Source organism: Microbacterium sp. SLBN-111 (genome assembly GCF_049739645.1).
In the GTDB taxonomy this organism is placed as follows: Bacteria; Actinomycetota; Actinomycetes; order Actinomycetales; family Microbacteriaceae; genus Microbacterium.
Genome location: NZ_JBMGQH010000001.1, coordinates 614,268 through 639,763 on the forward strand (window position 1 = coordinate 614,268; position 25,496 = coordinate 639,763).

Sequence of the window (25,496 nt, forward strand, 5' to 3'; positions counted from 1 at the left end):
CGCTGACCCCGTGGTCGTCACCCTGCTCATCGCCCTCGTGGCGGTCGTCTGCGCGATCCTCGTCGGCTTCGTCGCCCGCCAGATCCTCGGGACCGCCGTCGGATGGCCGCGCAGCATCGTGGTCGGCCTCCTGGTCTTCTTCCTCGGCGTCCCCGTCGCGGGATGGGTGCTGCGTCAGACCGGAATGCCGGACGGGGCGACACTCGCAGCGGACGACGTCTGGCTCTGGATCGGACTCATCGCCCTGTCCGTGAGCTGGGTCTTCGCTCTCGGCGTCGCCGCCCTGGTCGCGAGCGAGGCGATCTTCCCGACGCGGCCGCTGCCGAACCCGATCGATGTGATCCGCGCGGCACTCCGTCAACGCAAGCGCACCCGCCGTTACCTGGACATCCTGGCGATCGCTTCCCGACACGGCGTGGGCTGGCTGTTCCACGGCGGCCACTCGCGGGTGGAACAGCAACTGAGCACCTCGGAGGAGCGGGCACGCGCCATCGTGGCGACGATCAACGACGCCGGGGTCAGCTTCGTCAAGCTCGGCCAGGTACTCTCGACACGCCGCGACCTCATCCCGGAGCCGTACCTCAGCGCTCTCGCCTCCCTGCAGACAAAGGCGACCACCCTCCGTTGGGAGATCGTCCGCGAGGTCATCGAGACCGACCTGGGCCGCCCCGTCGACGAGGTCTTCGCGGAGATCGACCACGAGCCCCTCGCCGCCGCATCGGTGGCACAGGTGCATCGTGCGGTCCTGCACGACGGAACCCCCGTCGTGGTGAAGGTGCAGCGTCCCGCCGCTCGGGCGCAGGTGGAGGCGGATGCCGACATCATCGGGCGCCTGGCCCATCGCGCCCAGGCGCGCACCCGGGTGGGCCGCGATCTCCACATCGAGTCCGTCGCCCGGGGGTTCACCACCACCCTTCTGGAGGAGCTCGACTACCGCATCGAGGCCCGCAACACGGAGATGATCCGTGCGACGATCGAGCGCATCGACGACGCCGAGCCCGCCCGACGGGGACTCGTCACCGTGCCTGCCGCCTTCCCCGCAGCCTCCAGCACCCGCGTCCTCACCATGGAGCTCGTCGACGGTGCCGCCCTCAGCGACTCCGCGGACCACCTGGCCTCGCTGAGCACAGAGCAACGCGATCACCTCGCCGAGGTCCTGATGACGACGGTCATCGAACAGATCCTCGTCTACGGCGTCTTCCACGCCGATCTGCATCCCGGCAATGTCCTGCTCACCACCGAGGGGACTCTCGGCCTGATCGACTTCGGCGCGGTCGGCATCATCGAACGCAGCCGCCGCCAGCACATGACGGCGTTCCTCCTCGCGGCTCTGAGTGAGAACGACGTCGCCGCGACCGACGCGCTCCTGCTCATCGTCGACGCCCCCGGCGACGTGGACCTGGATGCCTTCCGTCACGACGTCGGTGTCGTGCTCACCGCCGAACACGTGCACAGCGCGGGGCAGGGATCGATCTTCACGCGGATCGTCGACGTCATCCGGCAGCATCGCATCGCCCTGCCGGGGGAACTGGCCTCAGCCCTGCGCAGCTTCGCGACACTGGAGGGATGCCTCCGCGTGATCGTCGAGGATTACGACATGGTCGGTCGCGCACTGCCGCTGATGCCGGCCCTCCTCCGGCGCACGATCTCGCTGAGCCGTCTGGCGACCGATCTGCAAGCGACGAGTGTGATCTCCCTCGCACGCCTGCAGCGGATGCCCCAACGACTCGAGGCGCTGCTGACCGGCATCGAGCGCGGTTCGATCGGAATCACGCTCCGCTCCGACGACGGCACGGACACCAGTGGCATCCTGAGCAGGATCACGTCGGAGTTGGCCACGACACTCGTCTCCATCGCCGCCGTCGTCATCGCCGTCGTGCTCGTCGTGTCGGGCGGCGGGCCGGTCCTCGGGGGCTCGGTGACGCTCTTCGCCATCCTCGGCGCCGTCATCGGCCTGTTCGGCTTCCTCGGCCTTCTCCGCGTCGTGCGGCGAACCTTCGCCCGACGGAAATGACATAGCGCATTTCGCCGCGGCGCGGCAGTCTCTTCAGGAACCTCATCAGACCGCTACAGTTTCACCCAGTCACCCGTTGTGCACCACCGGACTCCAAAGGAGAAGTCCCATGGTTCTTGTCGTTGTCGCCGTGGTCATCGGCATCGCCACCTGGATCGTCGCTGCGCTGGCCGCCGGAATCGGCCTCGGACGCATGATCGCCCGAGCCGACACCGAGGAAGCGCGGACACTCGACGCCGTCCCCTCGGCCGCCGCGCTGAGCGCCGCGATCACCCTCTGATCTCGCGCGGAGACCGGGGCGTCCATCGCGATCGGGATGCCTACCGTGAGGCATGCGCATAACGGCACGACCCGCTCGAGCGCGAGGCCTCGCCACCGCCCTGGCCGCCGGGTATCTCGTCGCGCTCGCGCTGCTGCTGTTCTGGCCGGAGCACGTCGACGCTGACGCCGGGCCGCTGTACGCCGCGCTTCTGCGGATCGCGCCCGCAGCGTTCCCCCTCGGCATCGATCCGACCCTGAACGTCGTGCTCCTCGTGCCGTTCGGTGTGATCCTCGCGTCCGTGTTCCCCGGGCGTCCGTTCGTGATCCTCGGATTGGCGTGGGTCGTGCCGTTGCTCGTCGAGATCACGCAAGGGGTGTTCCTCCCCGGGCGCACCTCGAGCGCCGTGGACGTGGCGGCCAACACCGTCGGCGGCGTCATCGGTGCCGTGGGGCTCTCTACGGCGCGACGCCTGCACCGAAAGGGCGCGCTCCGGCGCCGCTGACCGCCGGTCGTCACCGCTGCGTCTGCGAAGAATCGAGCAGAGCGCGCGCTGCCCTCCACTCGCGTCGCGTCTGGGGTGGCGGGTCTGTACGGAGGGCCGCCACCTTCGGGCGGAGGAGGCGAACCGCGTGGCGGACGATGCCGTCGACGGCCGCAACCGCGTCCCGCTCGAATGCGTCCCACACCTCGGCCGACTGCGCGATGGGATCCACGAGGTCGTCGTCGCCGCGGGCTCCTCTCCGCGGGCGCGAGCGCTGTCTCGCGGCTGCCCGCGCCAAGGCGCTCCAGTCTCCTCGGCCCCTCACCGGGTCGGTCTGCTCGCTGAGGAGACGGGCGAACTCGCGGACGGTGAAGGTCGAGTCCAAGAGGTCGGGGCGCATGTCGAGCACGGTGCGCCGATGCGTCGCCGCGGCGCACAAGACCGTCACGCTCGATGCGAGCAGGTGTTCATCGAGTCGGCGGGTCCGATGGGTATCGAGGTCGAGCCCGTGAGCGCGGCCGATCTCGACGACCCGGGGTTCCGCCGCGCGCCCCGGACGGGCCGCCGAACCGGCACTGCCGATGACGGGCGGGACCAGGTCCGTCTCCGAGAGACGCGCCCGGAGCAGATGCTCGAGGAAGGGAGACCGGATCGCGTTGGCGGTGCACACGATGAGAACACGCGTCGGCGTTGTGGAGATGACGGCACCGCCTTCCAGGATGGTGCGGGGAACCCTCCCGCTCCTCCAGTTCACCGTCCCCGCCCGACGAGCGCGCGCACCCCGGTGAGGGCCCGAACGTCTCGGGCAGGGGTGAAGCACCGGACGTGGCCGGTGCCTCCGCCGGGGTTCAGGCGGAAAGGTCTCAGCGATTCCGGGATCCTCGGTCAGGATCCGCCGCAGCTCTGCGGCACCGCGGGGGCTCAGCGCGATGCCGCCGCCCGCCACCTCGATCACGATCCAGTCGTCCACGTCATTCGGATGGCGCAGCACGCCCACCTCCACATCGGCGTCCCTTCCGCGACCTCTCTCGTCGACACCGCGCACGCGGGTCGAGAAGCCGATGCCCGCGCTCCGGTGCGCCTCGTCGTCGGGATGGACCGTGCTGCCGTGCAGCGTCGTACACCACGCGAACCGGCAGCGCGTGGTCGCGGGACGGGGATGGACATCGGAATCGCTCATGCCGAACACCTCTCTCTTCGGGTCACCCGCGAGGGCGACCCGATCATCGGTGGGCACAGAGGAAGTGAAGCACGAGCCTCCGACACCGCCGTCAGCGACCGGGCGCGATGCCCTCCGGCGGCTCCGGGAGCAGGTCGGCAAGACCGATCCCCAGCACCTCTGCCAGGCTGACGATGGTCCGGAGGCGCGGGTTCGCCGGCGTCCCCGGGTTGGATTCGCCGCGCTCGAGCTTGCGATAGGTGAACGTCGCCAACCCGGCGGCATGCGCGACATGCTCTTGCGAAAGACCCCGCTGGCCGCGGGCCTGCAGGAGACGGGCGCCGAACTGGCGGGCGAACTCGTTCCAGGGATCGGGCGCGTCGGTCATGCATCCAGCTTGACCGGTCGGCTACGCGCACATGAACATGCAAACATGCCCTCCGCGTGCGGGATCGGGCTGTGCTCCCCGAAGGGCGCTGGGTGACGAGGCATGCGGCTCAGGTGACGGCAGGGGCGATCCCGGCGACACCGGCGCGCAGGATGGCCGCGCCCGAGCAGCAGGACGCCGCGAGGCTGACCACTCTCCACGCTCGTTCACCCCATTCGCGGTGATCAGGGGCATCGCAACCGCGCATCTGTCGGATGACAGAGTGCCCGAACCCCGCGCCTTCTGTTCCAGCCCAGAGGCGCATCATCTCCGGCCACTGAGCCCGATCAGCGGAGGACCCATGGATCTCGCCACCTCGTCGTTGGCTTCACCAGCCATAACGAAAACCTTCACCCCATCGCGAACGACCCGAAGACGCCCGTGGGAAGCGCGCTTCGCCCGCCTGCTCGCTGTGACGGATGCCCTCGTCATCACCGGGGCCGTCTTCGGAACCCAACTGATCTGGCTCGGACCGCAGCCTCTCGGCGTGGGGGCGTCATCGATCGACTACACGACGGTCTCGGGCGCTCTGTGCGTCGCCTGGTTCCTCGCGCTCACCCTGTGGGGGACGCGCCTCCCGCGCGTGGTCGGACACGGGGTCGTGGAGCACCGCCTCGTCATCGCCGCGTCGCTGCAGCTGTTCGGGCTCGTCGCCATGATCGCCTACCTCTCCTCGGTCGAGCTCTCCCGCGGGTACTTCCTGTTGAGCCTCCCGGTCGGGACGGTCGCGCTGCTGGCGACCCGCACGGCGGCCCGCTCCTGGCTGACCGCACGCCGCCGGAACGGCGACATGTCGGCGCGGGTCGTCCTCGTCGGGAGCGCGGAGGAGAACGCGCGCGTGGCAGCCCAGATCATGCGCCAGCCCGGGGTCGGCCTCACCATCGTCGGCGTCCACCTCGTCCCCTCCGGCGATGAGGAAGCCTGGAACGATGCGCACGCCCGGCACCTCCAGCGTCGCCTCCACGAGCTCGACGCCGACAGCGTGCTGATCACGGGAGGGGGACGCCTCGACGCCCAGGACATCCGGAGGATCGGGTGGGGCCTCGAGCCCGGACGGCAGCACCTGATCGTCGCCGTGAACCTCACCGACGTCGCCGGTCCGCGCATCCACACGCGTCCGGTGGCGGGGCTCCCCCTCGTCCACGTCGAGACTCCCCAGTACTCGACCCGTCAGCGGGTTCTCAAGCGCGCGCTCGACATCGTCGGATCCCTTGTCCTGTTGGTCGCTCTCAGCCCGGTGCTGCTCGTGCTGGCCACCCTCGTGCGCCTGTCCGGCCCGGGACCGGTGCTCTACCGCCAGGAGCGCGTCGGTCAGGGCGGGAATCACTTCGGGATGTTCAAGTTCCGATCGATGATCGACGGGGCGGACGCACGCCTTCCCGAGCTCCTCGCCGCGCAGGGGCGCGACGGAACACCGCTGTTCAAGGTCGAGAACGACCCGCGCATCACTCCGGTCGGACGGATCCTCCGGAGGTACTCGCTCGACGAGATCCCGCAGCTGATCAACGTGCTGATCGGCCAGATGAGCCTGGTCGGACCTCGCCCGCAGCGCGACGCTGAGGTGGCCTTCTACGACGACGACGCCCGTCGACGCCTCATCGTCCGGCCGGGGATGAGCGGTCTCTGGCAGGTCAGCGGACGCTCGGCGCTGTCCTGGGAGGATTCCATCCGTCTCGATCTCTTCTACGTCGAGAACTGGTCGCTCGTGGGGGACATCGTCATCCTGTTCCGAACCGTCAAGGCGGTGCTCGCTCCGGGAGACACCGCGCACTGAGTCAGACGTCGAAGGCGCCGGCCCCTCAGGGGGACCGGCGCCTTCGACGTTCTGCGGGACGCGGTGATCAGCCGCGCTGCCGTCGGCGAGGAGGCAGGTCGTCGCGCGCACCCTGCGGAGCGGTACCGGCGGCTTCCGTCCCTTCACGACCCGGATCACCCGGAAGGGCCGGAACGTTCCGCCGCTGAGAGAGCGTGCGCAGGCCGCTCACGTTGTCGGGCGGCAGGTCCGTCGAGCGCCGCCGAGGGCCGGGCGCCGCTTCGTCGGCGTCGGGGGCCGGGGACTCACCGCGGCGGAGCAGACGACGCCACCAGACCGTGCGAGCGGCCGCCGACGCGGGCACCCCGTAGCCGTAGTAGCCGCCGTACTGCGTCCCGTAATAGCTCGAATCGACGCCGCGAAGGGGCATCCGGTTCAGCACGACCCCCAGCAGCCTCCCCCGCGTCTTGGCGATGTTGCCGACCGCCCGGACGAGCATGTCGTCCGTCGTGCGTCCGGCCGTGACGACGAGCACCGCGCCGTCCGCCCAACTCGCGATGACCGCGGCGTCGGCCACGGCGAGCGTCGGCGGGGAGTCGATGATGACGACCATGTCGTCGGCGAGCCCCCGAGCGAGCTGTTGCATGCGTTGCGATCCGACCATCTCGCTCGGATTCGGCGGCGTGCGGCCGGCCGCGACGATGAACAGACGTCCGTGCTCATCCACCTGATGGGCGACCTGATCGATGCGCGCGCGGCCGGCCAGGACGTCGGAGAGTCCGACGTCGTCGGAGAACCCGAAGGTCGCGCCGAGTACGGGCCGACGCAGGTCCGCGTCGATGAGGATGACGGACTGTCCCGTCGCCGCGATGCTCACCGCGAGATTGGCTGCCGTCGTCGACTTGCCGTCACCCGGAAGAGGACTGGTGATGACCATGACGCGCGCGGGATGGTCGACATCGACGTACTGCAGGTTCGTTCGCAGCTCCCGCACCGCCTCCTTGTGGGCGAAGGATCCGCGGCCGTCGCGGATGTCGTCGAAGGAGAAGACCGCGCGACCGGCCGCGAGTTCCTTGTCGACGGGCAGGATGCCGACCACCGAGGCATCAACGGCGTCGGAGATGTCGCGCGCGGATCTCACCCGTCGGTCGAAGGCGCGCCGGACCAGGGCGAACACGACACCGGCGACGGCGCCGACGATCGCGCCGATGGCCACATCGAGCTTGACGTTCGGCGACGAGGGTGCCGACGGCAGCCGTGCCGAATCACCCGCGACGAGGCGCACCGCCCCCCGACCCCCGCCCGTCGACTCCAGTTGGTCGACCTGCACCGTCATGCCGTGGAGCCAGGCCTGCGCGAGATCGCGCGCCGACTCGGGTGTCGGACCGGTCGCCTCGACGCGAACGTTGACGGTGTCGACGGGGTTCGAGACGTGGACGCGTTCCACGAGGGACTCGGGGCTGTCGGCTATGCCGAGTTCGTCGCGCGCCGTTTCGGCCACCGCTCGCCAATAGCCCATGTCGATGAAGGACTTCACCTTCGAGAGCGCGAGCGTGTCCCCGGCGAGAGCGGCACCCGTCGACCCGTCGGACGAGACGCTGGCGACGTACCCGCTCGCGTCGGCCGTGTACACCCGCGGCTGAAGCGCACTCCATGCCAGGCCGGCGAGCCCTCCGATGATCGTCAGGGCGACGATCGTCTTCCAGTACGCGCGCAGGATTCGCGCAACGCGTTGCATGTCCACTCGGGTTCCGCCTTTCGCCTCGGCCCGCCTCGGAACGTCGAGCCGGTGGGCAGCTTAGGCATGCTCCGCGGGGCTGCTCCGCCGGGCTCGGAGCCCGCGATGCGGGCGAAACAAAGGGGGAATCACCGCGGCCGCCCGATGGTGAGACGGGCCCGCGAAGTGTGATGTCGGTGGGGTGAAGGCGGGATGACGACGGGGATGAAACCGCTCCCTTTGTGCCAGGTGAGGGCGAATATCAGCCCAAAGATCGGGTGAAGCGCACTGCCCGCCCCGCGCTTCCTCGCCGCCCGCAACCCGAACTCGGGCCGTCGACACCACCGTCTTGAGAGTTGGAGAACACGATGCTGATCGATCTGGATACCCCTCCCGCAGCCGCCCGCGCCGCACGGCGGTCCAGCCGTTTCTGGACGCCGCGGACCGTCACCCTCTCGGCGCTCCGCACGGCCCTGGAAAGCGATGTCGTCCTCCTACGCGGTCCGGCCGGGGTCGGGAAGAGCGCATTGCTGCGCCAGTTCGCCGGCGCGCTCGAGGACGACCCGGGAATCGGCATCCAACTCCTCGATGCCGGTGCGGTCGGCTCGGAGACGCTCGAGCGGGTGGCCGCGGCCTTCCGCGACGGCCCGCCGCAGCACGTCCTGCTCCTGGACAACCTCACTGATGGGCCGGGCATCGACTCCGCCGCGGTCCTGGAGCTCCTCCGCTCGGACCCCGCCCTTCGAGTGGTCGTCGCCACGCGGCACGTCACTCGCCTGGAGAGTCCGCTGGTCGCGCTCGAATTCGACGTGCACGTGCTCACGCCGGCGGATCTCCTGATGTCGAGGGACGAGCTCACCCTCGTCCTCGAGCTCAACGGCATCGAGACCACGGACATCGCTATCGACGTTCTGATGCGACGGACGCACGGGTGGCCGGCGCTCGCTCAACTCGCGAGCTCACGACTCCGTCTGGAGGGTCTGCCCCTCCGCACGCGGGACGAGGCCGAGGCCATCGCCGACTACGCGGCGGAGGCGCTGACCGCGGACATGGAGGCGCACCTCTCCGCGCCGATCACCGACGAGGTGCGCCTGTTGGCCGTCGCCCCCTACATCAACGTGGAGCTGGCGGATGCGATCGGCATCGACTCCACGACCGGCACCACGAGCGAACTCCTGACGGAGTTGCAGGACGCCGGCTTCGTGTGGCCCAGCACGACCCGTCTCGTTCTCGCCGAGCCGGTCAGGACGCAATGGCTCCGCGAGATCACCGCCGGCGCACCCGAACTCGTCGAGCACGCACGCCTGCGTCTCCTGGACCACCTCGTCGCCGCCGGGGAGCCTCTGCGCGCCGCGCAGCTCGCCGTCGACGCGGGGCAGTGGCCGACCCTGGGATCGATTCTGCGTTCGGCCGGGCCCGAGATCTGGGCGCGCGACGCTTCGGCCTTCGCGACGCTGACCGAGATGCTCCGCAGCCACGTCGGCTTCGATCCGGTGTCGGTGGACGCTCTGCTCGCCGTCGACGACCAGACCGCGGCGTCCGCCGAGACGCCCGCACTCGTCATCGGCGCGCTCGGGCGACTCCCCGAGGCGAAAGCGGCCGCTCAGCACAACATCGAGGCGCTCATCACGCGGGTGAACCTCCTGCGGGCCGCCGGACGATTCGCCCTGGCGACGGAGTCCGCGGCCCTGCTCGTGGACGCCCTGCGCAAGCGCCCCACCCTCGCGGAGGACGTCGTCGCCGAGGGCTGGTACCAGGTGGGGATGACCCATCTCGCGATGGGGAAGCTCCGCGATGCCAGTCTGGCGCTCGGTCAGGTCGAGCGCCTGGCACCGCCGGCCCGGCGGCTGCGAGCGCGGGGGGTGCTCGCAATCGTGGCGCTCCTCGAGGGCGACGTCCGCGCCGCCGGAGCCCTGTGCGACGCCGACCAGGAGGACAGCTGGCTCGCCTCGCCCTGGGGGGAGGGCACGCGTCTCGCCGACGCGTGGCTCCGACTCGAACGCGGGGATGCCGCCGGTGCGCGGGAGAGGCTCGACTCGATGACGGCGACAGCCGGAGCTCGGGAGCTGTGGCCGTTCGCGGCGTCGATCCAGGCCGTCGCCTTCCTCCTCTCGGGCGCCGCCCCGGATGCCCTCGGAATGCTGCGATCGTGGATGGCACGCACGCGCAGCACTCCTCCGTCGCACTTCCAGTCGATCCAGTTGCTCACGGCTCGCGCGAAGGTCCTCATCGCCCTCCGCCAGGCGAGGAAGGCCCTCGCGCTGTTCGAGGGGCCCTTCGGTCTGTCCGCCGCGACCGCACCCGCGATCGCGCTCTCTCAGCTGTACGCGGGCCGCGCCCACGAGGCGTACGTCATGAGCGTCAAATGGGGCATCCACCAGGACTCGTCGCCCCGGGCAGCCCTCGAGAGCCTCGTGGTGAGCATGGTCGCCGACGTCCGGCTGAACGGCACGGCCGCCCATCGTTCTACGGCTCAGCGAGCGGAGGCGCTCAGCGCCCGTCATGACCTGTGGAGTCCGTGGAGTGCCGTTGCCCCCGAGGATCGCGGGCTCGTGCTCCGCCTGCTGTCCCCGAGCGCTCGGGACCGCGTAGCCGAGCGCGCCTCCTTCTTCGCCTCTTCCGTCAGTGTTCCTCACCTGACGAAGCGGGAGCAGGTCGTGCTCGCCCAGCTCACCCCCACCTCGACGATCGCGGACATCGCCCGCGCGTTGGTCGTCTCACCGAACACCGTCAAGACGCAGCTGCAGAGCCTCTACCGCAAGCTCGAGGTGTCGGATCGGGCGAGCGCCATCCGAGCCGCGCACGCGTGGGGCTTGATCGAGGCCGAGAGCGACGCGTGAGGAGGGGCGCGCCGGTCAGCGACGGCCGGCGCGCCGCCTCCGCGTCACCGCGAAGACGAGACGGCCGACGACCAGCAGCAGCACCACGACGATCACGCCGGGAATCGTGAGAGGGACTCCGGCTCCGTGGATGACGACGAGAACGACCACGACAGCCGCCACCGGCGCGAGCAGGACGAGGATGCGGCGCAGGCGTGATCTCGTCATGAGAGAACGCTATCCCGTGGCATCCGACCTCCGGCGTTCCCCGCCCGCACGGGCGAGGGTGACGCGCTCATCCGCGACCACCTGCAGGCCGAAGACACCGAACCAGGCGATCGCGAGCGTCGCCGCCGTGAACTCGAGGTTCCCGCCGAGGGCGGTGTCGCCGCGGAAGAGCGCGAGCATCGCACCCGTGAGAGATGTGAGGGCGACGGCGACGAGCGTCGCCACGCTCGCCCGACGCATCCAGGGGCGGCGCCGCAGCAGCGCGACCTGCGCCATCGCGACGATGGCGAGGACAAACCCGAGAACGGCCGCGCTGATGTGGATGAGGTCCTGCGGCAGCGCCCCGGGAGTGAACGGCACCGGGCATCCGGGCGAGCACGTGACGACGGATGCCACCGCGAAGCACGCTCCGCAGACCACGAGTGTCGCCGCGATCGGCCAGCCCGTCACGTAGACCTCGGGCCGGTGGAGCAGCGCGCGATCGACCAGCACGGCCGCGATCCCGAGGAGAAGCAGCGCGGAGTTGAAGAGCGGAGCCGTGGGCATCCCCGTCGCGCCGAGCTGGCTCACGTACTGGACGCTGGGATCCCACAGCCGGCTGAGCCAGATGAGCCCCGCGCTGAGGAAGGCGGCCGTGCCACCGACGCCCGCGAGAAGGACGACGCGGCGCCGCCCGGGGCGAACCGCCGGTCGGGTCGACCGAACGATCGTGTCGGTCATGGGCGTCTCCGGCGTCGTCGAGGGATTCCGCCACGATAGCGCGCCGACGCGGTCACGGTGGCGACGGGCGCAGAAAATCGATCCGAGCGGTCGTAAGGTCGAGGTCTGATGGGCGATCTCTCGGGTGAGGTATACCCCTCGAGGGGAACGATGCCCCCACTCGCGTGGCATCGTCGTCGTCGAGTGATCGCGAATGGTTCTCCCCCAAGATCCCTTCTCTTCATGTCGGTCACCCACCATGGATGCGCGGTTTCGTAGCCACGGCACCCGGTTCGAAACCGCGCATCCCCTTTCGCTCGGGCATCGGTCCCGCGTTCGCCACAGGGGTGCCGCCGGCGCCGCAGGAACGCGTCGACGTTCGAGAGGAACCCCATGACGGACGACCAGCCCGGATCCGACCGCGGATCGGTATCCCCCGGCGACGAGGCAGTGCCCGACTCCCCTCTCGACGAGCTCCTCCGACGCGACGACGACGGCGACCTCCCCAGCTTCCCCGTCGGATTCCGTGGGTACGACCGTGAGGCCGTCGACGACGCGGTCCGGGTCCTCCGGGACCGCGTCCGCACGGCCGAAGACAGTGCGCACCGCGAGAAACTCCGCGCGGAGGCGATGTTCGCGCAGCAGCGCGCGGACCACGATGCCGAGCTCGCGGAGTCGGTGCGCCACCACACCGAGGAGACGGGCCGACTCCAGGAACAGGTGCGCGCGGCCTCCGCGCGTGCCGCTGAGGCCGAAGCCCAGGTCAGCGCCCTCTCGAGCGATCTCGTCTCGGACGCCGACGGCGAGCGCTCCGACCCCGCCCAGGCCCGCCAGCAGTTCGAGGCGATCCTCCGTGTGGCCGAGGAGCAGGCGGGGGTTCTCGTCCAGAACGCCGCCGCGCAGGCCGAGCGCCTCTTGGCCGCCGCGCGCGATGAAGCGGGACAGATCCGCGACGACGCCGTCGCCGAGCGGGAGCGGATCCGGACGGAGGCGCACCACGATGCCGAGCAGGTACGCCTCCGCGTCGAGACCGAGGCCGCCGCGCACGCCGCGCGCCTGGAGCGCGAGGGAGCGCACGCTGCGGAGAAGGTCGCACAGGCCGAGCGCGAGGCTGTCGCGGTGCGCACCGAGGCCGAGAAGGGCGCCGCGGCGCTCCGGTCGCTCGTCTCCCGGGAGACCACGGATCTCCGGGCCAAGGCGGAGACCGACGTCCGGGAGATGACCGCGCGCGTCCTGGAGTTCGAGGAATCGTTGACGCGGCGGCAGGACGACGCGCAGCAGGAGTTCCTCGTGCTGCACAACCAGGCCGTGGCGCACGCCGAGCGGATCACCGCCGACGCGACCGAACAGGTGGAGTCCGCTCTGGAACACGCCCGCCGCATCGGCGCTCGCGCCGATGACCACGAGCGACTGGCACGCGCCCAGGCGCAGCAGGTCGTCACCCACGCCCAGGTCCAGGCGCGGGAGATCCTCGACGACGCCCGCGAGAAGGCGCAGCGCATTGCGGATGCGATCACGGGCCACGCCTCCACGGTCCTCCGCAACGCGGAGGACCGCACGCGCGACCTCCGCTGGCAGCAACAGCAGCTCGGGAGTTTCCTCGCGGAGATGAACGAGCTCCTCAGGGCGGCGCCGCGGGGCACGTCCGCCGGAGCGGACGATCGATCGGATACGAACTCCGACGACGAGACGACGCCGCCCGAGTGACGGTCGGGGAGACCTCCGCGGGCTAACGTGGAGCGATGAGAACCGTCCCCCTCGGCCCCTCGGGTCCCGCTGTACCCGCCGTCGTCGCCGGAATGATGCGCATCGACGGCAAGAGCGACGAGGACGTCCGCGCGCTCTACTCGGCCGCGCGATCCGCCGGGATCGATTTCTTCGATCACGCCGATATCTACGCGCGAGAACTGCACTCCGCGGAACGGCGGTTCGCGGAGGCGCTCCGGCTCAGCCCTGCGGAGCGCGCCGAGATCAGCCTCCAGACCAAGGCGGGCATCGTCCGGGACGGGCCGTACTTCGACTTCTCGTACGAGCACATCGTCGCATCCGTGGAGGAGTCGCTCCGTGCGCTCCAGACGGACTACGTCGACGTCCTTCTGCTGCACCGCCCCGACGCCCTGGTGGAGCCGGAAGAGGTCGCCCGCGCGTTCGACGAGCTCGAGGCGTCCGGCAAGGTGCGGGCGTTCGGCGTCTCCAACCACACCCCTCGGCAGATCGACCTGCTTCGGACGGCGGTACGCCAGCCCATCGTCGCCAACCAGGTCCAGCTCTCGATCGCCCACGCGCCCGTGGTCGTCCAAGGCCTCGCGATGAACATGGAAGGGACTCCGCAGTCGGCCGTTCTGGACGGCGGCGGGCTGGTGGAGTACTGCCGTTTGGCGGGCATCACCCTGCAGGCGTGGTCTCCCCTGCAGGGCACGCGGGGCGACGGGGTGTTCCTCGGCGACCCCGCCTACGCGGAGCTCAACGCCGTCATCGACGAACTCGCCGCGCGGTACGGAGTGGAGCCGCTCGCGATCGCGGTGGCCTGGATCACGCGGCATCCTGCGGGAATGCAGGTCGTCCTCGGGACGACGACGCCCCATCGGATCACCGAAGCCGCTGCCGGCGCGGATATCGTGCTGTCGAGGCCCGAGTGGTACGCCCTCGTGCGGGCCGCGGGCTACGTCGTTCCCTGATCGGGGTCGGCGAGGAGAGGGGAATCGGGATGCCGAGCAGAAGATGGCCGTGGGGAGCGATCGCCGCCACGGCGTCCGCCATCGTGGTCGCCGTCCCGACGCTCGCTCTGCCGGCGGACGGTCCCACCGGACCGAAGGCGGTGTTCGCCGTGATCGGTGGCGTGCTGTTCGCCGCCGCGATCGTGTTCACGCGGCGGGAGCCCGGGGCACGGTCCGCGGTCGGGCGACCGGGTACCGACGGGGTCAGCCCGCCAGACCGGGCGCCATCGCCGGAGTGATGATCGTCAGCGGCTCGGTCGGAACGTCCCACACAACCGGGTGGGTCACGGCCGGCTGATCGACGCGCGAACGAACGGCGCTCATGCCGCGCGGACCAGCGAGCGCGGCGCAGTCCGCTGCCGGGCCTGCGTCGGCCCGGCGGTGGCGGGACGGTCGGCCGCGACCTGCTGATCCATGTCGATGTCGAGGCTCAGCCCGCGGGAGGAGTTGGCGTCGTTCGCCATCCGCTTCAGGAGATTCTGGTCGAGGGTCTCGGGCTGCTCGGATTCGAAGACGAATCGCAGCGGGATGGACGGCTGCAGCCAGATCGTCGAGCGGCCCACCGGTTCGTCGGCCCCGTGCGTCCAGGAGAGCGTGAAGCTCTCGCCACGGCGCAGCTTCGTGGCTACGACCACCTTGACGTGCGCCAGCATCCGATCGTCGATCGTGATGGGCTCGGGGGTCGTTCCGTAGAACAGCTTCGCCATGATGTTCCCTTCCGTCTTTGCTTGTTCGCAAACTTACTAGGTAGGCTAGCGAATAAGCAAGCGAGATATCAGGCTGAATCGGGAGAGGCTCATGGAATCCGCATCCCCCGCGCCCTACTGGTACGGCAGCGACAGCGACGACCGCCGAGGATCGCGCGTCATGCAGTCCCTCCGGTCGTACCGTTCGGCCGAGATGGCGATGCGCCGACGGGCTCAGGACTCGATGGCGATGGGCGAGAACGAACTGCGGGTCCTCCGTTTCCTCACGCGGGCCGCGGGCTCCGGAAGCGATGCGACACCGGCCGACCTCGCGCGCCACCTGGGACTGTCGACGGCATCCATCACCGCCCTGCTCGATCGCCTGGAGCGCTCGGGACACGTGCGGCGGGAACGGCACCCCACCGACCGCCGCAAGATCCTCGTGCGCGGCACCGAGCAGACCGAGGACGAGATACGGGACACTCTCGGCGACATGCACGCGCGGATGATCCGCGCCACGCGCGGGATGAGCGACGCGGAGGCGGACATCGTCACGGCGTTCCTCGACCGTATGCGCTGCGCCGTCGACGGGGTCTGCGCCGCCACGCGCGAGCCGTGCTGCCTCACCACGCGCCCCGCGACCGCCACGCCGACGACGCCCACGGCGGCGTGATCGCAGCCTCGGGTCACGGCATCCGCACGATCCGCCCCACGACGGAGTCGTCTGCGGGAGCTTGTCGATAGCGTCGAGGCATGGACGTCCTCGCCACCCGAGTCCGCTCGATGCGCCCGCTGCTGGCCGTTGTGATGCTGCTGGGGCTGCTGGCACTCTCGCTCCTCCGACCCGCGCCCGCGCATGCGGATGTCGAGGACTTCCGCTTCGACTCGTTCGACGCCCGTATGGCCCTCTCCCGCGCCGCGGACGGGCACGCCGAGCTCGCCGTCACGGAGACGCTCGTGGCCCGGTTCCCCGACGAGGATCAGAACCGCGGGATCATCCGGGCGATCCCGGACGACTACGACGGGGTGCCGTTGCACACGGAGATCGTCTCGGTCACGGGGGCGGACGGGGCCCCGATCCCGTACGAGATCGAGACGGACCGACGCGAAGTGCGCGTTCTCACGGGCGACGACTCCTACGTCCACGGCATCCAGACCTACGTCATCTCCTACACGCAGCGCGACACGATCCGGTCCTTCGCCGACACCGACGCCGACGAGTTCTATCGCGACGTCAACGGGACCGAGTGGGAGCAGCCGTTCGGGCGAGTCAGCGTGGAACTGACGGTCGACCGGGCGCTCGCCGACACGACCCTCGAGGGCGCGGCGTCCTGCTACCGCGGCGCCCAGAACTCGACGGACCGGTGCGACATCGCGCGGCAGGTCGGGACAGGGGGCGAGGTCGCCTATACCGCGGCGTCGTACGACCTCGGCCCCGGCGAGAACGTCACGATCTCCGTCGGCTTCACCCGCGGGACGTTCGTGCCCGGCGAAGTGGTGCGCACTCCTGAGGAGCAATTCGCGGTGGATGCCGCGCCCGCACTGTCGGTCCTGTCGATCGGCACCCTGGGGGTCAGCGCCGCCGCGATCGGTGCAGCCGCGTTCTCGCGCCGTCGGAACCGCGACGCGCGAGGCCGCGGAATCATCGTCGTCGAGTACACCCCGCCGACCGACACTGACGTCCTGGAGGGTGCGCACCTCGTCCGCCGCACCGGGGCGGCGATGCCGGCCGCCGTGCTCGACGCCGCCGTCGCCGGACACCTGCGCGTGGTCGAGGACCCGGCGGCCGACGACGCACTGGCTCTCGAGTACGTGAGCGGGGCGGGCGCGACACCGCTGCGCGCGGGCGTCCTCGCGGCCGTGTTCGGCGACACGCCGGTGCCGGGCCAGCGGGTCGCGCTCGACAGCCCCGGCAGCGACGCGGGCGACCGACTGCGCGACCTCCTTCCGGTCGCGGCCGCCGAAGTGCGCCGCCGCGGCTGGATGCAGCGTCCCGTTTTGAGGACGGCCGCCGTCGCGGGCGTGATCGCCGTCCTCGCGTTCGGCCTCGCCCTCGCCGCGCTCCTCATCACCTCGGTCGGCACGACGCCGGCCTGGTGGCAGGTCGCAGCCGTCCCGGTGACGGCGGTCGCCGGCATCCTGACCTTCGTGGTGATCCGGTGGTCGGATCGAGTGACGGATGCCGGTGCGCCGGCGCGCGACTACCTGCTCGGGCTGCGCGACTACCTGGCGCTGGCCGAGGCCGACCGGATGCGGGTTCTGCAGAGTCCCGAGGGTGCCGAGCGGCGGCCCGCCGGGCTCGACGACCCCGTCCAGGTGCTCCACCTCCACGAGAAGCTGCTCCCCTGGGCGGTCGTGTGGGGTGTCGAGAAGGAATGGGCCGACGTCCTCGCGACCCAGGCGCGCGACACGGGGGCGGACCTCGCCTGGTACTCGGGGCCGAACGGGTTCTCGAGCGCGGCGTTCGCCTCGTCGCTGTCCACCCTGCACACCGGGACCAGCCCGGCACCCCAGGTGAGCGGATCGGGGAGCTTCTCCGGCGGCTCGTTCGGCGGCGGCTTCTCCGGCGGCGGAATGGGCGGGGGCGGGGGTGGCGGCCGCTGACCCGGCACCGCCCGCTCGGCATTGGGGACCGCCGCAGCGACGCCCTCACTCGGCCGCGCGGATGACCTCGGCGATCACCCGCGGGTCCGCGAGGACGCGGAAGTGCCCGCCGCCGTCGAGCCGGACGTTCCGGGCGCCCGCGAGCTCGCTGCCCTCGGGGATGTGGGGGTCGAACGCACCGTAGACGGACACGATCCGCGTGTTGACGTCGGCGGCCGCGGCGAGCGCGCGCATCGTGGCATCCCCGGATCGGAAGGCGCGCAGCGACGGGGTGGGCATGAGACTGCTGTAGCGGGATCCGCCGAACGGCGTGGCCACCGCGACCATCGCCCGCACCCGCTCACCCGCGGGATCGAAGGCGAGCAGGTGCTTCCCGATCAATCCGCCCTTGCTGTGCGCGACGAGGACGACGTCGCTCAGATCACGGTCGACGAGCAGGTCCGCGACCTGGCGTGCGGACTCGGCGATCGGACGGCGATTCGACCCCAGGCCGGTCACCACGTGGATCGGGTGTCCGCGGGCGTGCAGCGCGTCCGCGAGCGGCTGGAGGAACCGCCAGGTCTCGTAGATGCCGGGCAGGAGGACGACCGGTCGCCGCGTTCCGGTCGTGAGATCGTCCGGGCGGCCCGGCCCCACGGCTCGGACCTGCGCCGCGACGGCGTACACGTAGTCCTGTCCCCACCAGACGAGGTCGCGGATGCCTCTCCGCCAACGCGGCATCACCGGTACGGCATCCATCGACATGCCCTCATCCTCGGCCACGGGTTGCGGGAGTGGATCGGGGGTTGCGCGAGCGCTCTCCGGGAGATCGTTCGGTGGGGGTTAGGGATCGGCTGAGAGGCCGTGGGTCATGGCGGCCCGGGCGAGTACCGTCAGTGGCATCCAGCCCCGGCATCGCCGGCGCGGAGGCGCCCTCGGAGGCGCAGTGACGCCCCGTCCGTCGAGCCGTACCCCCAATCGGCTCCGGACGGGGTCGTCGCCTCAGCGGTCTTCGCCGTACCCGCGGATGCTGCGCAGTTCGTCGTCGAGCTCCTCCTCGGCGGCATCGGTGCCGACGGCGGCGTCGGCGTCGCGCTGTTCGCGCGCACCGGCCTTCTTGTCCTCGGGCGTGGCCTCGTCGGCGCCGTCCATCACGGGTGCGTCCTGGGTGGGTTCGTGATCTTCCACGGGTCCTCCTCGATCGGTGTGGTTCCCGCCAGCCTGAGGTGAAGCGGTCCGCGCGGACCGGGGCTTGCGGGCCGAGCACGGGCATGCCAGGGTTCCCAGCGATCGCTCGGGCAGGATCCGTCGACGTGCCGTACCATCGAGGTCAGCAAGGGGAGTATTCCCACGCGACGATCCCGTCAATACGGCACACGACATCGTGAGCCCGGGGCGTCGGCTCGCATCGCGAGTGGAAGAGACCTTGGTGTTTCGACGTACACCAAAACCCTTGGAGGCCCGCGTGGGTGTCACCCCGCTCATCTGGATCATCACGATCGCGGTCACGATCGCGTTCTTCGTGTTCGAGTTCTTCGCGCACGTCCGCAAGCCGCACGAGCCCACGGTCGGCGAGTCCGCCCGCTGGTCGGCGTTCTACATCGGTCTGGCCCTGCTGTTCGGCGTCGGCATCGGCGTTGTGTCGGGCTGGACGTACGGTGGCGAGTACTTCGCCGGCTACCTGACCGAGAAGGCGCTGTCGATCGACAACCTCTTCGTGTTCCTCATCATCATGACCGGCTTCGCGGTGCCCAAGAAGTACCAGCAGAAGGTGCTGATGATCGGCATCGTCATCGCGCTGGTCATGCGCGGGGCGTTCATCGCCGTCGGTGCGGCGCTGATCGAGAACTTCTCCTGGATCTTCTACATCTTCGGCGCGCTGCTCCTCTTCCTCGCCTACCGTCAGGCCTTCGCGCACGGCGAGAGCGACCCGGCCAACGGACGCTTCATGCGGTTCGTGCGTCGCATCCTTCCGGTCAGCGAGGAGTACAACGGCGACAAGCTCACCGTCCAGAAGAACGGCAAGCGTTTCGTCACCCCGATGCTCCTGGTCATCGTCGCGATCGGCTTCATCGACCTCGTCTTCGCGATCGACTCGATCCCCGCGATCTACGGTCTGACGAACGAGGCGTACATCGTCTTCACCGCCAACGCGTTCGCCCTGATGGGCTTGCGCCAGCTGTACTTCCTGATCGGTGGCCTGCTCGAGCGCCTCGTCTACCTGTCGCAGGGTCTGGCCGTCATCCTGGCGTTCATCGGCGTGAAGCTCGTCTTCCACGCGCTGCACGTCAACGAGCTGCCGTTCATCAACGGCGGTGAGCCGCTGCTGTGGGTCCCCGAGATCCCGATCTGGCTCTCGCTGCTGTTCATCGCCGCGACCGTCGCGGTGGCGACCATCGCGAGCCTCGCCAAGACGCGGAGGGATGCCGAGAAGGAGCGGATCGAGGGCGAGAAGGCCGTCGACGCCCCCGGGCACTGAGTCCGGCAACGGGTCCACGGCGCCGGCCGTGGGCCCGTTGCCGATCCGTCGGCGGAGCGCAACCCCGCGGGCGGGCGCGCCGGGTCGACCTACCGTGACGGCATGACTCGTTTCGGATACACCCTCATGACCGAGCAGAGCGGCCCCCGGGAACTCGTGCAGTACGCGGTCGGCGCGGAGCGCGCCGGCTACGACTTCCTCGTCTCGAGCGACCACTACTCCCCCTGGCTGACCTCGCAGGGTCACGCTCCCTACGCGTGGACGGTGCTCGGCGCCGTCGCGCAGGCGACCACCGACGTCGAGCTGATGACGTACGTCACGTGCCCGACGATCCGGTACCACCCCGCGGTCGTGGCCCAGAAGGCCGCGACGCTCCAACTGCTGTCGGACGGACGCTTCACCCTCGGCCTCGGCTCGGGCGAGAACCTCAACGAGCACGTCGTCGGCGAGGGATGGCCGGCCGTGCTCGCGCGCCAGGACATGCTCGTCGAGGCGATCGAGATCATCCGGGCGCTGCACACCGGCGAGCTCGTGACGTACGACGGAGAGTACTTCCGCGTCGACTCGGCCCGCGTCTGGGACGCCCCCGAGGGCGGTGTGCCGATCGGCGTCGCGGTCTCGGGCGAACACTCGATCGAGCGGTTCGCCCCGCTCGGTGACCACCTGATCACCACGGAGCCCGAAGCCGACCTCCTCCGCGGGTGGGACGAGCACCACGAGGGCGACTCGCGCAAGATCGGCCAGATTCCGATCAGCTGGGACCCCGACAAGGATGCCGCGATCGCCCGCGCCCACGATCAGTTCCGGTGGTTCGCCGGCGGGTGGGCGGTGAACTCCGACCTCCCGACGCCCGCGGGGTTCGCGGGGGCCTCGCAGTTCGTGCGCCCCGAGGACGTCGCGGACTCCATCGCGTGCGGGCCGGACCTCGACGAGCTGGCCGAGAGCGTCCGCCCGTTCCTCGACGCCGGCTTCACCGACATCGCGATCGTCCAGGTCGGCGACGAGCAGCAGCAGCGCTTCGTCGACGAGATCGCCGCACCGCTGCTCGAGAAGCTCCGCGCCCTCTGACGCGCGGCATCCGGTCGCGCGGTCCTGCTCAGACCGCGTGACCGGTCTCGCGCACCCATTGCTCGAGCCGCCACACCGGCACTCGGAAGACGCGGGCGACGTCGGCGATCGAATGGTTCCCCTCGACCACGGATGCCACAGCGAACTCCTGCAACGAGCGGAAGTTGCGCCCGGCCAGGGGTCCTGTGCGCAGGTCCGCGAACGTGCGCGGCACCGTGGCGGAGCCGGCGCCGGGAGCCACGAACACGTAGGCGGAAGCGTTCTGCATCCCCCGCTCGGCGGCGCGCTGGTGCACCCGCGGCGCGACGGACGGGGCGTGCGGAGGGGCAACGGGCGGGGCGGAGTCCGCCGGCGCGGCTGGCGGGGCGGCGGGGTGTCCCGCGTGCGCCGTCTGCCACGGTGCCGGCGGGAGCACCTCCGTCCCCGAGGCGATGTGCGGGGAGAACCCCGTGGCCGGGAACCGCTCGACCGCGGGCACCGGCGCGGAGACCGCGACGGGCGGAGCCGGAGAAGCGGGGAACGGCTCGGCCGGGCCGCCGACGGGCGCGGCCGGGGCCATCGCCGGCCGGACGACGGCGGGCGGCGCGACGGGCGGGCTCGCGATCGGTGTCTCCACGACGGCGGAATCGGCCGCCGGGGACGGCGCCGACGTCATCCACGGAGCGGGAGGAAGTTCGCCACCCCAGATCACGGGACTCGGCACCACGTGCGGACTCGCGCTCGGCGCATCGATCGCGTCGGACGTGGGCGGCGCGGCGACCGCGTCGCCGAACAGATCGGATACCCCGACCTCGAAGACATCGGCGAGCGCGACGAGCACGGCCAGGGGAACGGCCGTGCGACCGGCCTCGATCGAGCGGAGGCGTTGCTCGGACAGCTCGGCCTCGAAGGACAGCGCCGTGAGGGACATGCCGCGGGCTAGACGCATCGCCCGCACCCGCTCCCCGAGCGTGTGCAGAACCGCGTTCAGACGATCGTCCTCCTGCTCCTCGGTCACCGCCGACCTCCTCCACCGACCGGGTTTCGCGCTGCCTCCTCGACCCACTGTTGCAGTCGCCACTGCTGGATGCGGAACAGGCGCGCGATGGTCGGCACGGAATATCCGCCCTCGAGAACCGCGGCCACGGCGAACTGCTGCAGGGACGCGAACGTGCGACCCTCGAGCGGGCCCGTGCGCAGGTCCGCGAACGAGCGAGGTCGCTGGGTCGCGGGATGCGGTCCCGCGGCCGGAGCGGAGGACGGCCGGACGACGGGTCCGCGCGAGCCGACTCCCGAGGGCACCACGGTCGGGGTCTCCCACGCGACGCCGGGTCCCGGCGTCGCGACCGGCTCGGGCACGGCGACCCGCTGGGATGCCGTCGGCGGCGCCCACGTCGGAATCGGCGAACGCCCCGCGTACGCCGCCTTCTGCTCCTCGCCGTGCCGCAGGAGCGCTTCGTGCAGGAGTTTGCGGAGCTTCTGGTGCTCGCGCCGACGACGCCAGAGCACCGGCACGCCGATGGCGGGGATCAGCAGCACGAGCGCCCACATCCACATCATCGGGTGGTCGTTCATCCAGCCGACCCACGCCCATTGGAAGGTCCAGTCGGTCTGGACGTTGTTCGCCTGCATCGTGCGCGAGCCCGACCACATCGCGACGACGTCCTGCCCGACGCCGTGGAAGGTGTTCCCCGTGATGTCGGCACGGGCGTCCTCGGCCAGTTCGATTCCGAACCCGGATGCCACGCGCACGTCGTTGTCGCGGATGATCACGGCGGCGCCGGTGAGCTCCACCGCGATACGGCGACCGGAGAGACGGGAGTCCGACACCGTGGCATCCGTGATCTTGCCGGAAACGTCCAGCGCGCGAAGGTCGGACGACGCGAGATCGGCGTCCGCCACCACGAGCCCCGTCGACGGGCCCTCGACGAGCACGGCGCTGCGGGTCTCCGCCACCTCGGTACCCCGGATCTCCGTCGTATCGGTGGAGATCACCCGTACCCCGCCTTCGCGGTTGTCCCGCACGTGCGAGCCGGTGAGTGTGAACCCCTTCGTCGGGCTGAGCCCGTAACCACCCGAGGTGGGGCCGTCCGCGAGGGCGGATCCGTCGACCCGGATGCCCCACCCGGTGGAGCCGGAGACCGTGCTGTCCGTGATCTTCGTGCCCGGGGACTGACGAGAGACGGAGATCCCGTCGCCGCCGGACCCGGTGATCGTCGTCCGTTCGACGGTGGTGTCCGAGGCCCCGTTGGTGACCTCCATACCGGTGAGCGTCGAGTTCTCGATCGTGCTGTCCTGGATTCCCGCCTGGGTCGTGTCGGAGAAGAACACCCCGTAATGCAGGCCCGTGATCTTGGTCGAGACGATTCCCGCCGAGGCACGGTCGTCGCCGGTTCCGGTGACGGCGAGACCTCCGGTGCGTCCGCTCCAGAAGCCCAGGTCGCGCACCTCCGCGTGCCCCACCATCAGCACGCCGTCGCGTGCGCGGAGGTACGCCCGTCCGTCCGTCTCGTCGGTATCCGGCGCCGCCGTGGCGTCGTCCCAGGACGTGATGACGAGCGGGTCGGTCTCTGTGCCCAGGAGGTGGATGATTCCTCCCCACCCGACGATGCTCGTCGTTCCCTTCGGCGAACTCTCCATGCGCATCGTTCCGAAGGCGGTGATGTCCAGGATCGCTCCCCGGCGCACGACGATGTTCCGCACGACCGTGACGGTCCGCTCGTCGTCGAGTCGCACCGCACCCAGGGCGCCGAGATCGGCGAGACCGTATGTCGTGGGTTGCCCACCCTTCGGCGCCAGAACGACGGTGTTCCACTTGTCCACGAGCGCCGGGTCGCCCGGCGCCAGCGCCGCCACCGCCGTCAGCCGCGCGTCCTCCGCCGCGACCAGCTCGGCCGGGGTCTTCGGAGCGGCCGGGGCGTCAGTGGCACCCGGGCTCGGGGCCTCCCCCACGACGGGCCCACTCGGGGCGTCGGCGCGGAACCACGGCAGGAACGTCCCCGTATGGACGAAGTTTCCCACGAGCACGACGCCGACCACGAGCACGATCACGGCGATCACCATGATCACGCGAGCCACCCCGCGGATCGCCGGATGCGTATCGCCGCGCTCCACCGCGGTCAGCGCGCCGTCGTCAGCCACGCACCGGCTCCGTCGCCGACGGGGCGGGCGCGCCCAGACCGACGCTCGCGGCGGACTGTCCCTCGCCGCCCAGGCTCGCCTCGGTCTGCCCTTCACCGCCCTGGGTGTCGGCCGAACGCGTGAGCCAGCCCTGCTTGTTCATGGTGAACAGCGCATACACCTTGATCGGGAGCGAGACGAAGATGATGACGAGCGTCACGAGCGGCAGCAGGACGATGTCTTCCGGACGCCGCCACAGGTGGGACATCCCGCGGATGCCACGACCGACGAATATCCACACGATCGCGAGGATCAGCCCGATCGTCGGGTGCTCCGTGCGCACGGCCAGGATGACGTACGCGAGAGCGACGAACATCGTGAACGGCGTCAGCAGGATCTGCATCATCGTGATCTGCGAGATCAGCGGCACCTTGAAGATCCAGCCGTGGCGGATCGCGGTGAGGTAGCACCGGTAGGAGTTGCGACTCCAGCGCACGCGCTGCTTGACGAACGCCCGGAACGTGCCCGGGAACATCGACAACGCGCGAGCACTGTCCTGGTGCGTGACGCGGAACCCCTGCGAGAGCACGAGCCACGTCATCCGCCCGTCGTCCCCCGCCACGCATTCCTTGCCGAGGAAGATCTCGTGCTCCAGGTCCTCGACACGGGGCTGGATCGCCGAGGTGCGGTAGGCGGCGGTGCGGCCCGACGCGCAGATCACGCCGCCGAACCGCCCCATCGCGGGGGCATAGTCCGTGCAGCGGAGGTCGATGATCCAGTCCGCGACCCGGCGCCACACGCTCGACTTCGGGAGGTAGACGTTCTGCCGCGTGCTGACCGCGCCGACCGCCGGATCGATGAAGGGCATCTGGACGGCGTCGAGCATGCCGTCCTCCCACGCGGTGTCGGAGTCGATGAACACGATCAGTTCGGTGTCCACCATGCGGATGCCGACACCCAGCGCAGAACGCTTGCCCCGGTGTCGGAACATCACGACCTCGACGGTCGGGATCTGCAGGGCCTCGATCCGCTGCTGCGCCTCGACGTCGGCGACGTCGAGGACGATGATGATGCGCGACGGCCCCTGCCGCACCCACGTCTGCAGGCATCGCAGGAGTACGTCGGGGTCTTCGTGGAAGGACGGGACGACGACGGTGGTCGTGGTCCGGAAGTCGTTGCGGACCGGGCGCGACGTCGCGGCCAGCAGTTTGCGGACGATCCAGAAACCCCACGAGACGATGCCGAGATACCCGAACGGCAGCAGCCACATCAGCTGCTCTCCGAAAGACCCGTGGCCCACGTGTT

23 protein-coding genes are annotated in these 25,496 nt (G+C 70.4%); 12 read left to right on the forward strand and 11 right to left on the reverse strand.

Annotated features, from left to right (window positions below; genetic code table 11):
• Nucleotides 1–10: 10 nt before the first annotated feature.
• The 3 genes from RKD05_RS02900 (at nt 11) to RKD05_RS02910 (ending at nt 2,778) form a co-directional block, all read left to right on the forward strand.
• Nucleotides 11–2,014 (forward strand): ABC1 kinase family protein, encoded by a 2,004-nt coding sequence (locus RKD05_RS02900; protein ID WP_424707919.1) that lies wholly within the window; start codon nt 11–13, stop codon nt 2,012–2,014.
• Between the two features lie 109 nt (nt 2,015–2,123).
• Complete coding sequence (locus RKD05_RS02905) at nt 2,124–2,294, forward strand: hypothetical protein (protein WP_424707921.1); 171 nt, start codon at nt 2,124–2,126, stop codon at nt 2,292–2,294.
• A gap of 52 nt (nt 2,295–2,346) precedes the next feature.
• Nucleotides 2,347–2,778, forward strand: a complete 432-nt coding sequence (locus tag RKD05_RS02910; protein ID WP_424707922.1) for a VanZ family protein — start codon at nt 2,347–2,349, stop codon at nt 2,776–2,778.
• 10 nt (nt 2,779–2,788) lie between these two features.
• Here the strand turns inward: RKD05_RS02910 and RKD05_RS02915 are convergent, their stop codons facing one another.
• Both RKD05_RS02915 and RKD05_RS02920 read right to left on the reverse strand, forming a co-directional pair.
• Nucleotides 2,789–3,427 (reverse strand): hypothetical protein, encoded by a 639-nt coding sequence (locus RKD05_RS02915; protein WP_424707923.1) that lies wholly within the window; start codon nt 3,425–3,427, stop codon nt 2,789–2,791.
• Between the two features lie 601 nt (nt 3,428–4,028).
• Nucleotides 4,029–4,304 carry a helix-turn-helix domain-containing protein gene (locus RKD05_RS02920; RefSeq protein ID WP_424707925.1) on the reverse strand — a complete coding sequence of 92 codons (276 nt, stop codon included), beginning with the start codon at nt 4,302–4,304 and terminating at the stop codon, nt 4,029–4,031.
• A 451-nt stretch (nt 4,305–4,755) separates the two neighbouring features.
• Between RKD05_RS02920 and RKD05_RS02925 the strand changes: the two genes are divergently transcribed.
• Nucleotides 4,756–6,117 carry a sugar transferase gene (locus RKD05_RS02925; protein WP_424707927.1) on the forward strand — a complete coding sequence of 454 codons (1,362 nt, stop codon included), beginning with the start codon at nt 4,756–4,758 and terminating at the stop codon, nt 6,115–6,117.
• Nucleotides 6,118–6,184: 67 nt separating this feature from the next.
• Here RKD05_RS02925 and RKD05_RS02930 read toward each other — a convergent pair whose 3' ends face one another.
• The gene (locus tag RKD05_RS02930) at nt 6,185–7,834 is read right to left on the reverse strand and encodes a polysaccharide biosynthesis tyrosine autokinase (protein ID WP_424711760.1); all 1,650 of its coding nucleotides are present in this window, start codon (nt 7,832–7,834) and stop codon (nt 6,185–6,187) included.
• Between the two features lie 347 nt (nt 7,835–8,181).
• On the opposite strand from RKD05_RS02930, the gene RKD05_RS02935 reads away from it, so the two are divergent.
• Nucleotides 8,182–10,653: a LuxR C-terminal-related transcriptional regulator gene (locus tag RKD05_RS02935; RefSeq protein ID WP_424707928.1), complete on the forward strand. Its 2,472-nt coding sequence runs from the start codon at nt 8,182–8,184 to the stop codon at nt 10,651–10,653.
• A 15-nt stretch (nt 10,654–10,668) separates the two neighbouring features.
• On the opposite strand, the gene RKD05_RS02940 is transcribed toward RKD05_RS02935, so the two are convergent.
• Together RKD05_RS02940 and RKD05_RS02945 are read right to left on the reverse strand one after the other, a co-directional pair.
• Nucleotides 10,669–10,860, reverse strand: coding sequence for a hypothetical protein (locus RKD05_RS02940; protein WP_424707930.1), 192 nt, complete (start codon nt 10,858–10,860; stop codon nt 10,669–10,671).
• A 9-nt stretch (nt 10,861–10,869) separates the two neighbouring features.
• Nucleotides 10,870–11,580 carry a DUF998 domain-containing protein gene (locus RKD05_RS02945; RefSeq protein ID WP_424707932.1) on the reverse strand — a complete coding sequence of 237 codons (711 nt, stop codon included), beginning with the start codon at nt 11,578–11,580 and terminating at the stop codon, nt 10,870–10,872.
• A gap of 372 nt (nt 11,581–11,952) precedes the next feature.
• Between RKD05_RS02945 and RKD05_RS02950 the strand changes: the two genes are divergently transcribed.
• From RKD05_RS02950 to RKD05_RS02960, 3 genes are read left to right on the forward strand one after another with little or no spacing between them, the layout of a single operon-like run.
• Entirely contained in the window at nt 11,953–13,266 is a 1,314-nt protein-coding gene (locus RKD05_RS02950; protein WP_424707933.1) for a cell division initiation protein, read from the forward strand.
• Nucleotides 13,267–13,301: 35 nt separating this feature from the next.
• On the forward strand, nt 13,302–14,237 hold the full coding sequence (locus RKD05_RS02955) for an aldo/keto reductase (protein WP_424707935.1): 936 nt from the start codon (nt 13,302–13,304) through the stop codon (nt 14,235–14,237).
• A gap of 29 nt (nt 14,238–14,266) precedes the next feature.
• Nucleotides 14,267–14,515: a hypothetical protein gene (locus tag RKD05_RS02960; RefSeq protein ID WP_424707936.1), complete on the forward strand. Its 249-nt coding sequence runs from the start codon at nt 14,267–14,269 to the stop codon at nt 14,513–14,515.
• Nucleotides 14,516–14,596: 81 nt separating this feature from the next.
• On the opposite strand, the gene RKD05_RS02965 is transcribed toward RKD05_RS02960, so the two are convergent.
• Complete coding sequence (locus RKD05_RS02965; RefSeq protein ID WP_424707938.1) at nt 14,597–14,983, reverse strand: hypothetical protein; 387 nt, start codon at nt 14,981–14,983, stop codon at nt 14,597–14,599.
• A 91-nt stretch (nt 14,984–15,074) separates the two neighbouring features.
• Here RKD05_RS02965 and RKD05_RS02970 point away from each other — a divergent pair, with 91 nt between their 5' ends.
• A complete protein-coding gene (locus tag RKD05_RS02970; RefSeq protein WP_424707939.1) occupies nt 15,075–15,635 on the forward strand; it encodes a MarR family winged helix-turn-helix transcriptional regulator in 561 nt (186 codons plus the stop codon).
• Between the two features lie 80 nt (nt 15,636–15,715).
• Nucleotides 15,716–17,566, forward strand: a complete 1,851-nt coding sequence (locus tag RKD05_RS02975; protein WP_424707941.1) for a DUF2207 family protein — start codon at nt 15,716–15,718, stop codon at nt 17,564–17,566.
• 45 nt (nt 17,567–17,611) lie between these two features.
• Here RKD05_RS02975 and RKD05_RS02980 read toward each other — a convergent pair whose 3' ends face one another.
• Entirely contained in the window at nt 17,612–18,310 is a 699-nt protein-coding gene (locus RKD05_RS02980) for an esterase/lipase family protein (RefSeq protein WP_424707943.1), read from the reverse strand.
• A 237-nt stretch (nt 18,311–18,547) separates the two neighbouring features.
• The gene (locus RKD05_RS02985) at nt 18,548–18,733 is read right to left on the reverse strand and encodes a hypothetical protein (RefSeq protein WP_424707945.1); all 186 of its coding nucleotides are present in this window, start codon (nt 18,731–18,733) and stop codon (nt 18,548–18,550) included.
• Nucleotides 18,734–19,010: 277 nt separating this feature from the next.
• Between RKD05_RS02985 and RKD05_RS02990 the strand changes: the two genes are divergently transcribed.
• A complete protein-coding gene (locus tag RKD05_RS02990) occupies nt 19,011–20,024 on the forward strand; it encodes a TerC family protein (RefSeq protein WP_424707946.1) in 1,014 nt (337 codons plus the stop codon).
• Nucleotides 20,025–20,126: 102 nt separating this feature from the next.
• Nucleotides 20,127–21,092 (forward strand): LLM class F420-dependent oxidoreductase, encoded by a 966-nt coding sequence (locus tag RKD05_RS02995; protein WP_424707948.1) that lies wholly within the window; start codon nt 20,127–20,129, stop codon nt 21,090–21,092.
• A 28-nt stretch (nt 21,093–21,120) separates the two neighbouring features.
• Here RKD05_RS02995 and RKD05_RS03000 read toward each other — a convergent pair whose 3' ends face one another.
• The 3 genes from RKD05_RS03000 to RKD05_RS03010 are packed head-to-tail and all read right to left on the reverse strand — an operon-like array spanning nt 21,121 to nt 25,491.
• Nucleotides 21,121–22,089 carry a helix-turn-helix domain-containing protein gene (locus RKD05_RS03000; protein WP_424707950.1) on the reverse strand — a complete coding sequence of 323 codons (969 nt, stop codon included), beginning with the start codon at nt 22,087–22,089 and terminating at the stop codon, nt 21,121–21,123.
• Nucleotides 22,086–24,212, reverse strand: coding sequence for a right-handed parallel beta-helix repeat-containing protein (locus RKD05_RS03005; protein WP_424707951.1), 2,127 nt, complete (start codon nt 24,210–24,212; stop codon nt 22,086–22,088). Before RKD05_RS03005 ends, RKD05_RS03000 begins: the two co-directional genes overlap by 4 nt.
• Nucleotides 24,205–25,491 carry a glycosyltransferase gene (locus RKD05_RS03010; RefSeq protein ID WP_424707952.1) on the reverse strand — a complete coding sequence of 429 codons (1,287 nt, stop codon included), beginning with the start codon at nt 25,489–25,491 and terminating at the stop codon, nt 24,205–24,207. The genes RKD05_RS03005 and RKD05_RS03010 overlap by 8 nt, the downstream gene beginning before the upstream one ends.
• Nucleotides 25,492–25,496: the final 5 nt, after the last annotated feature.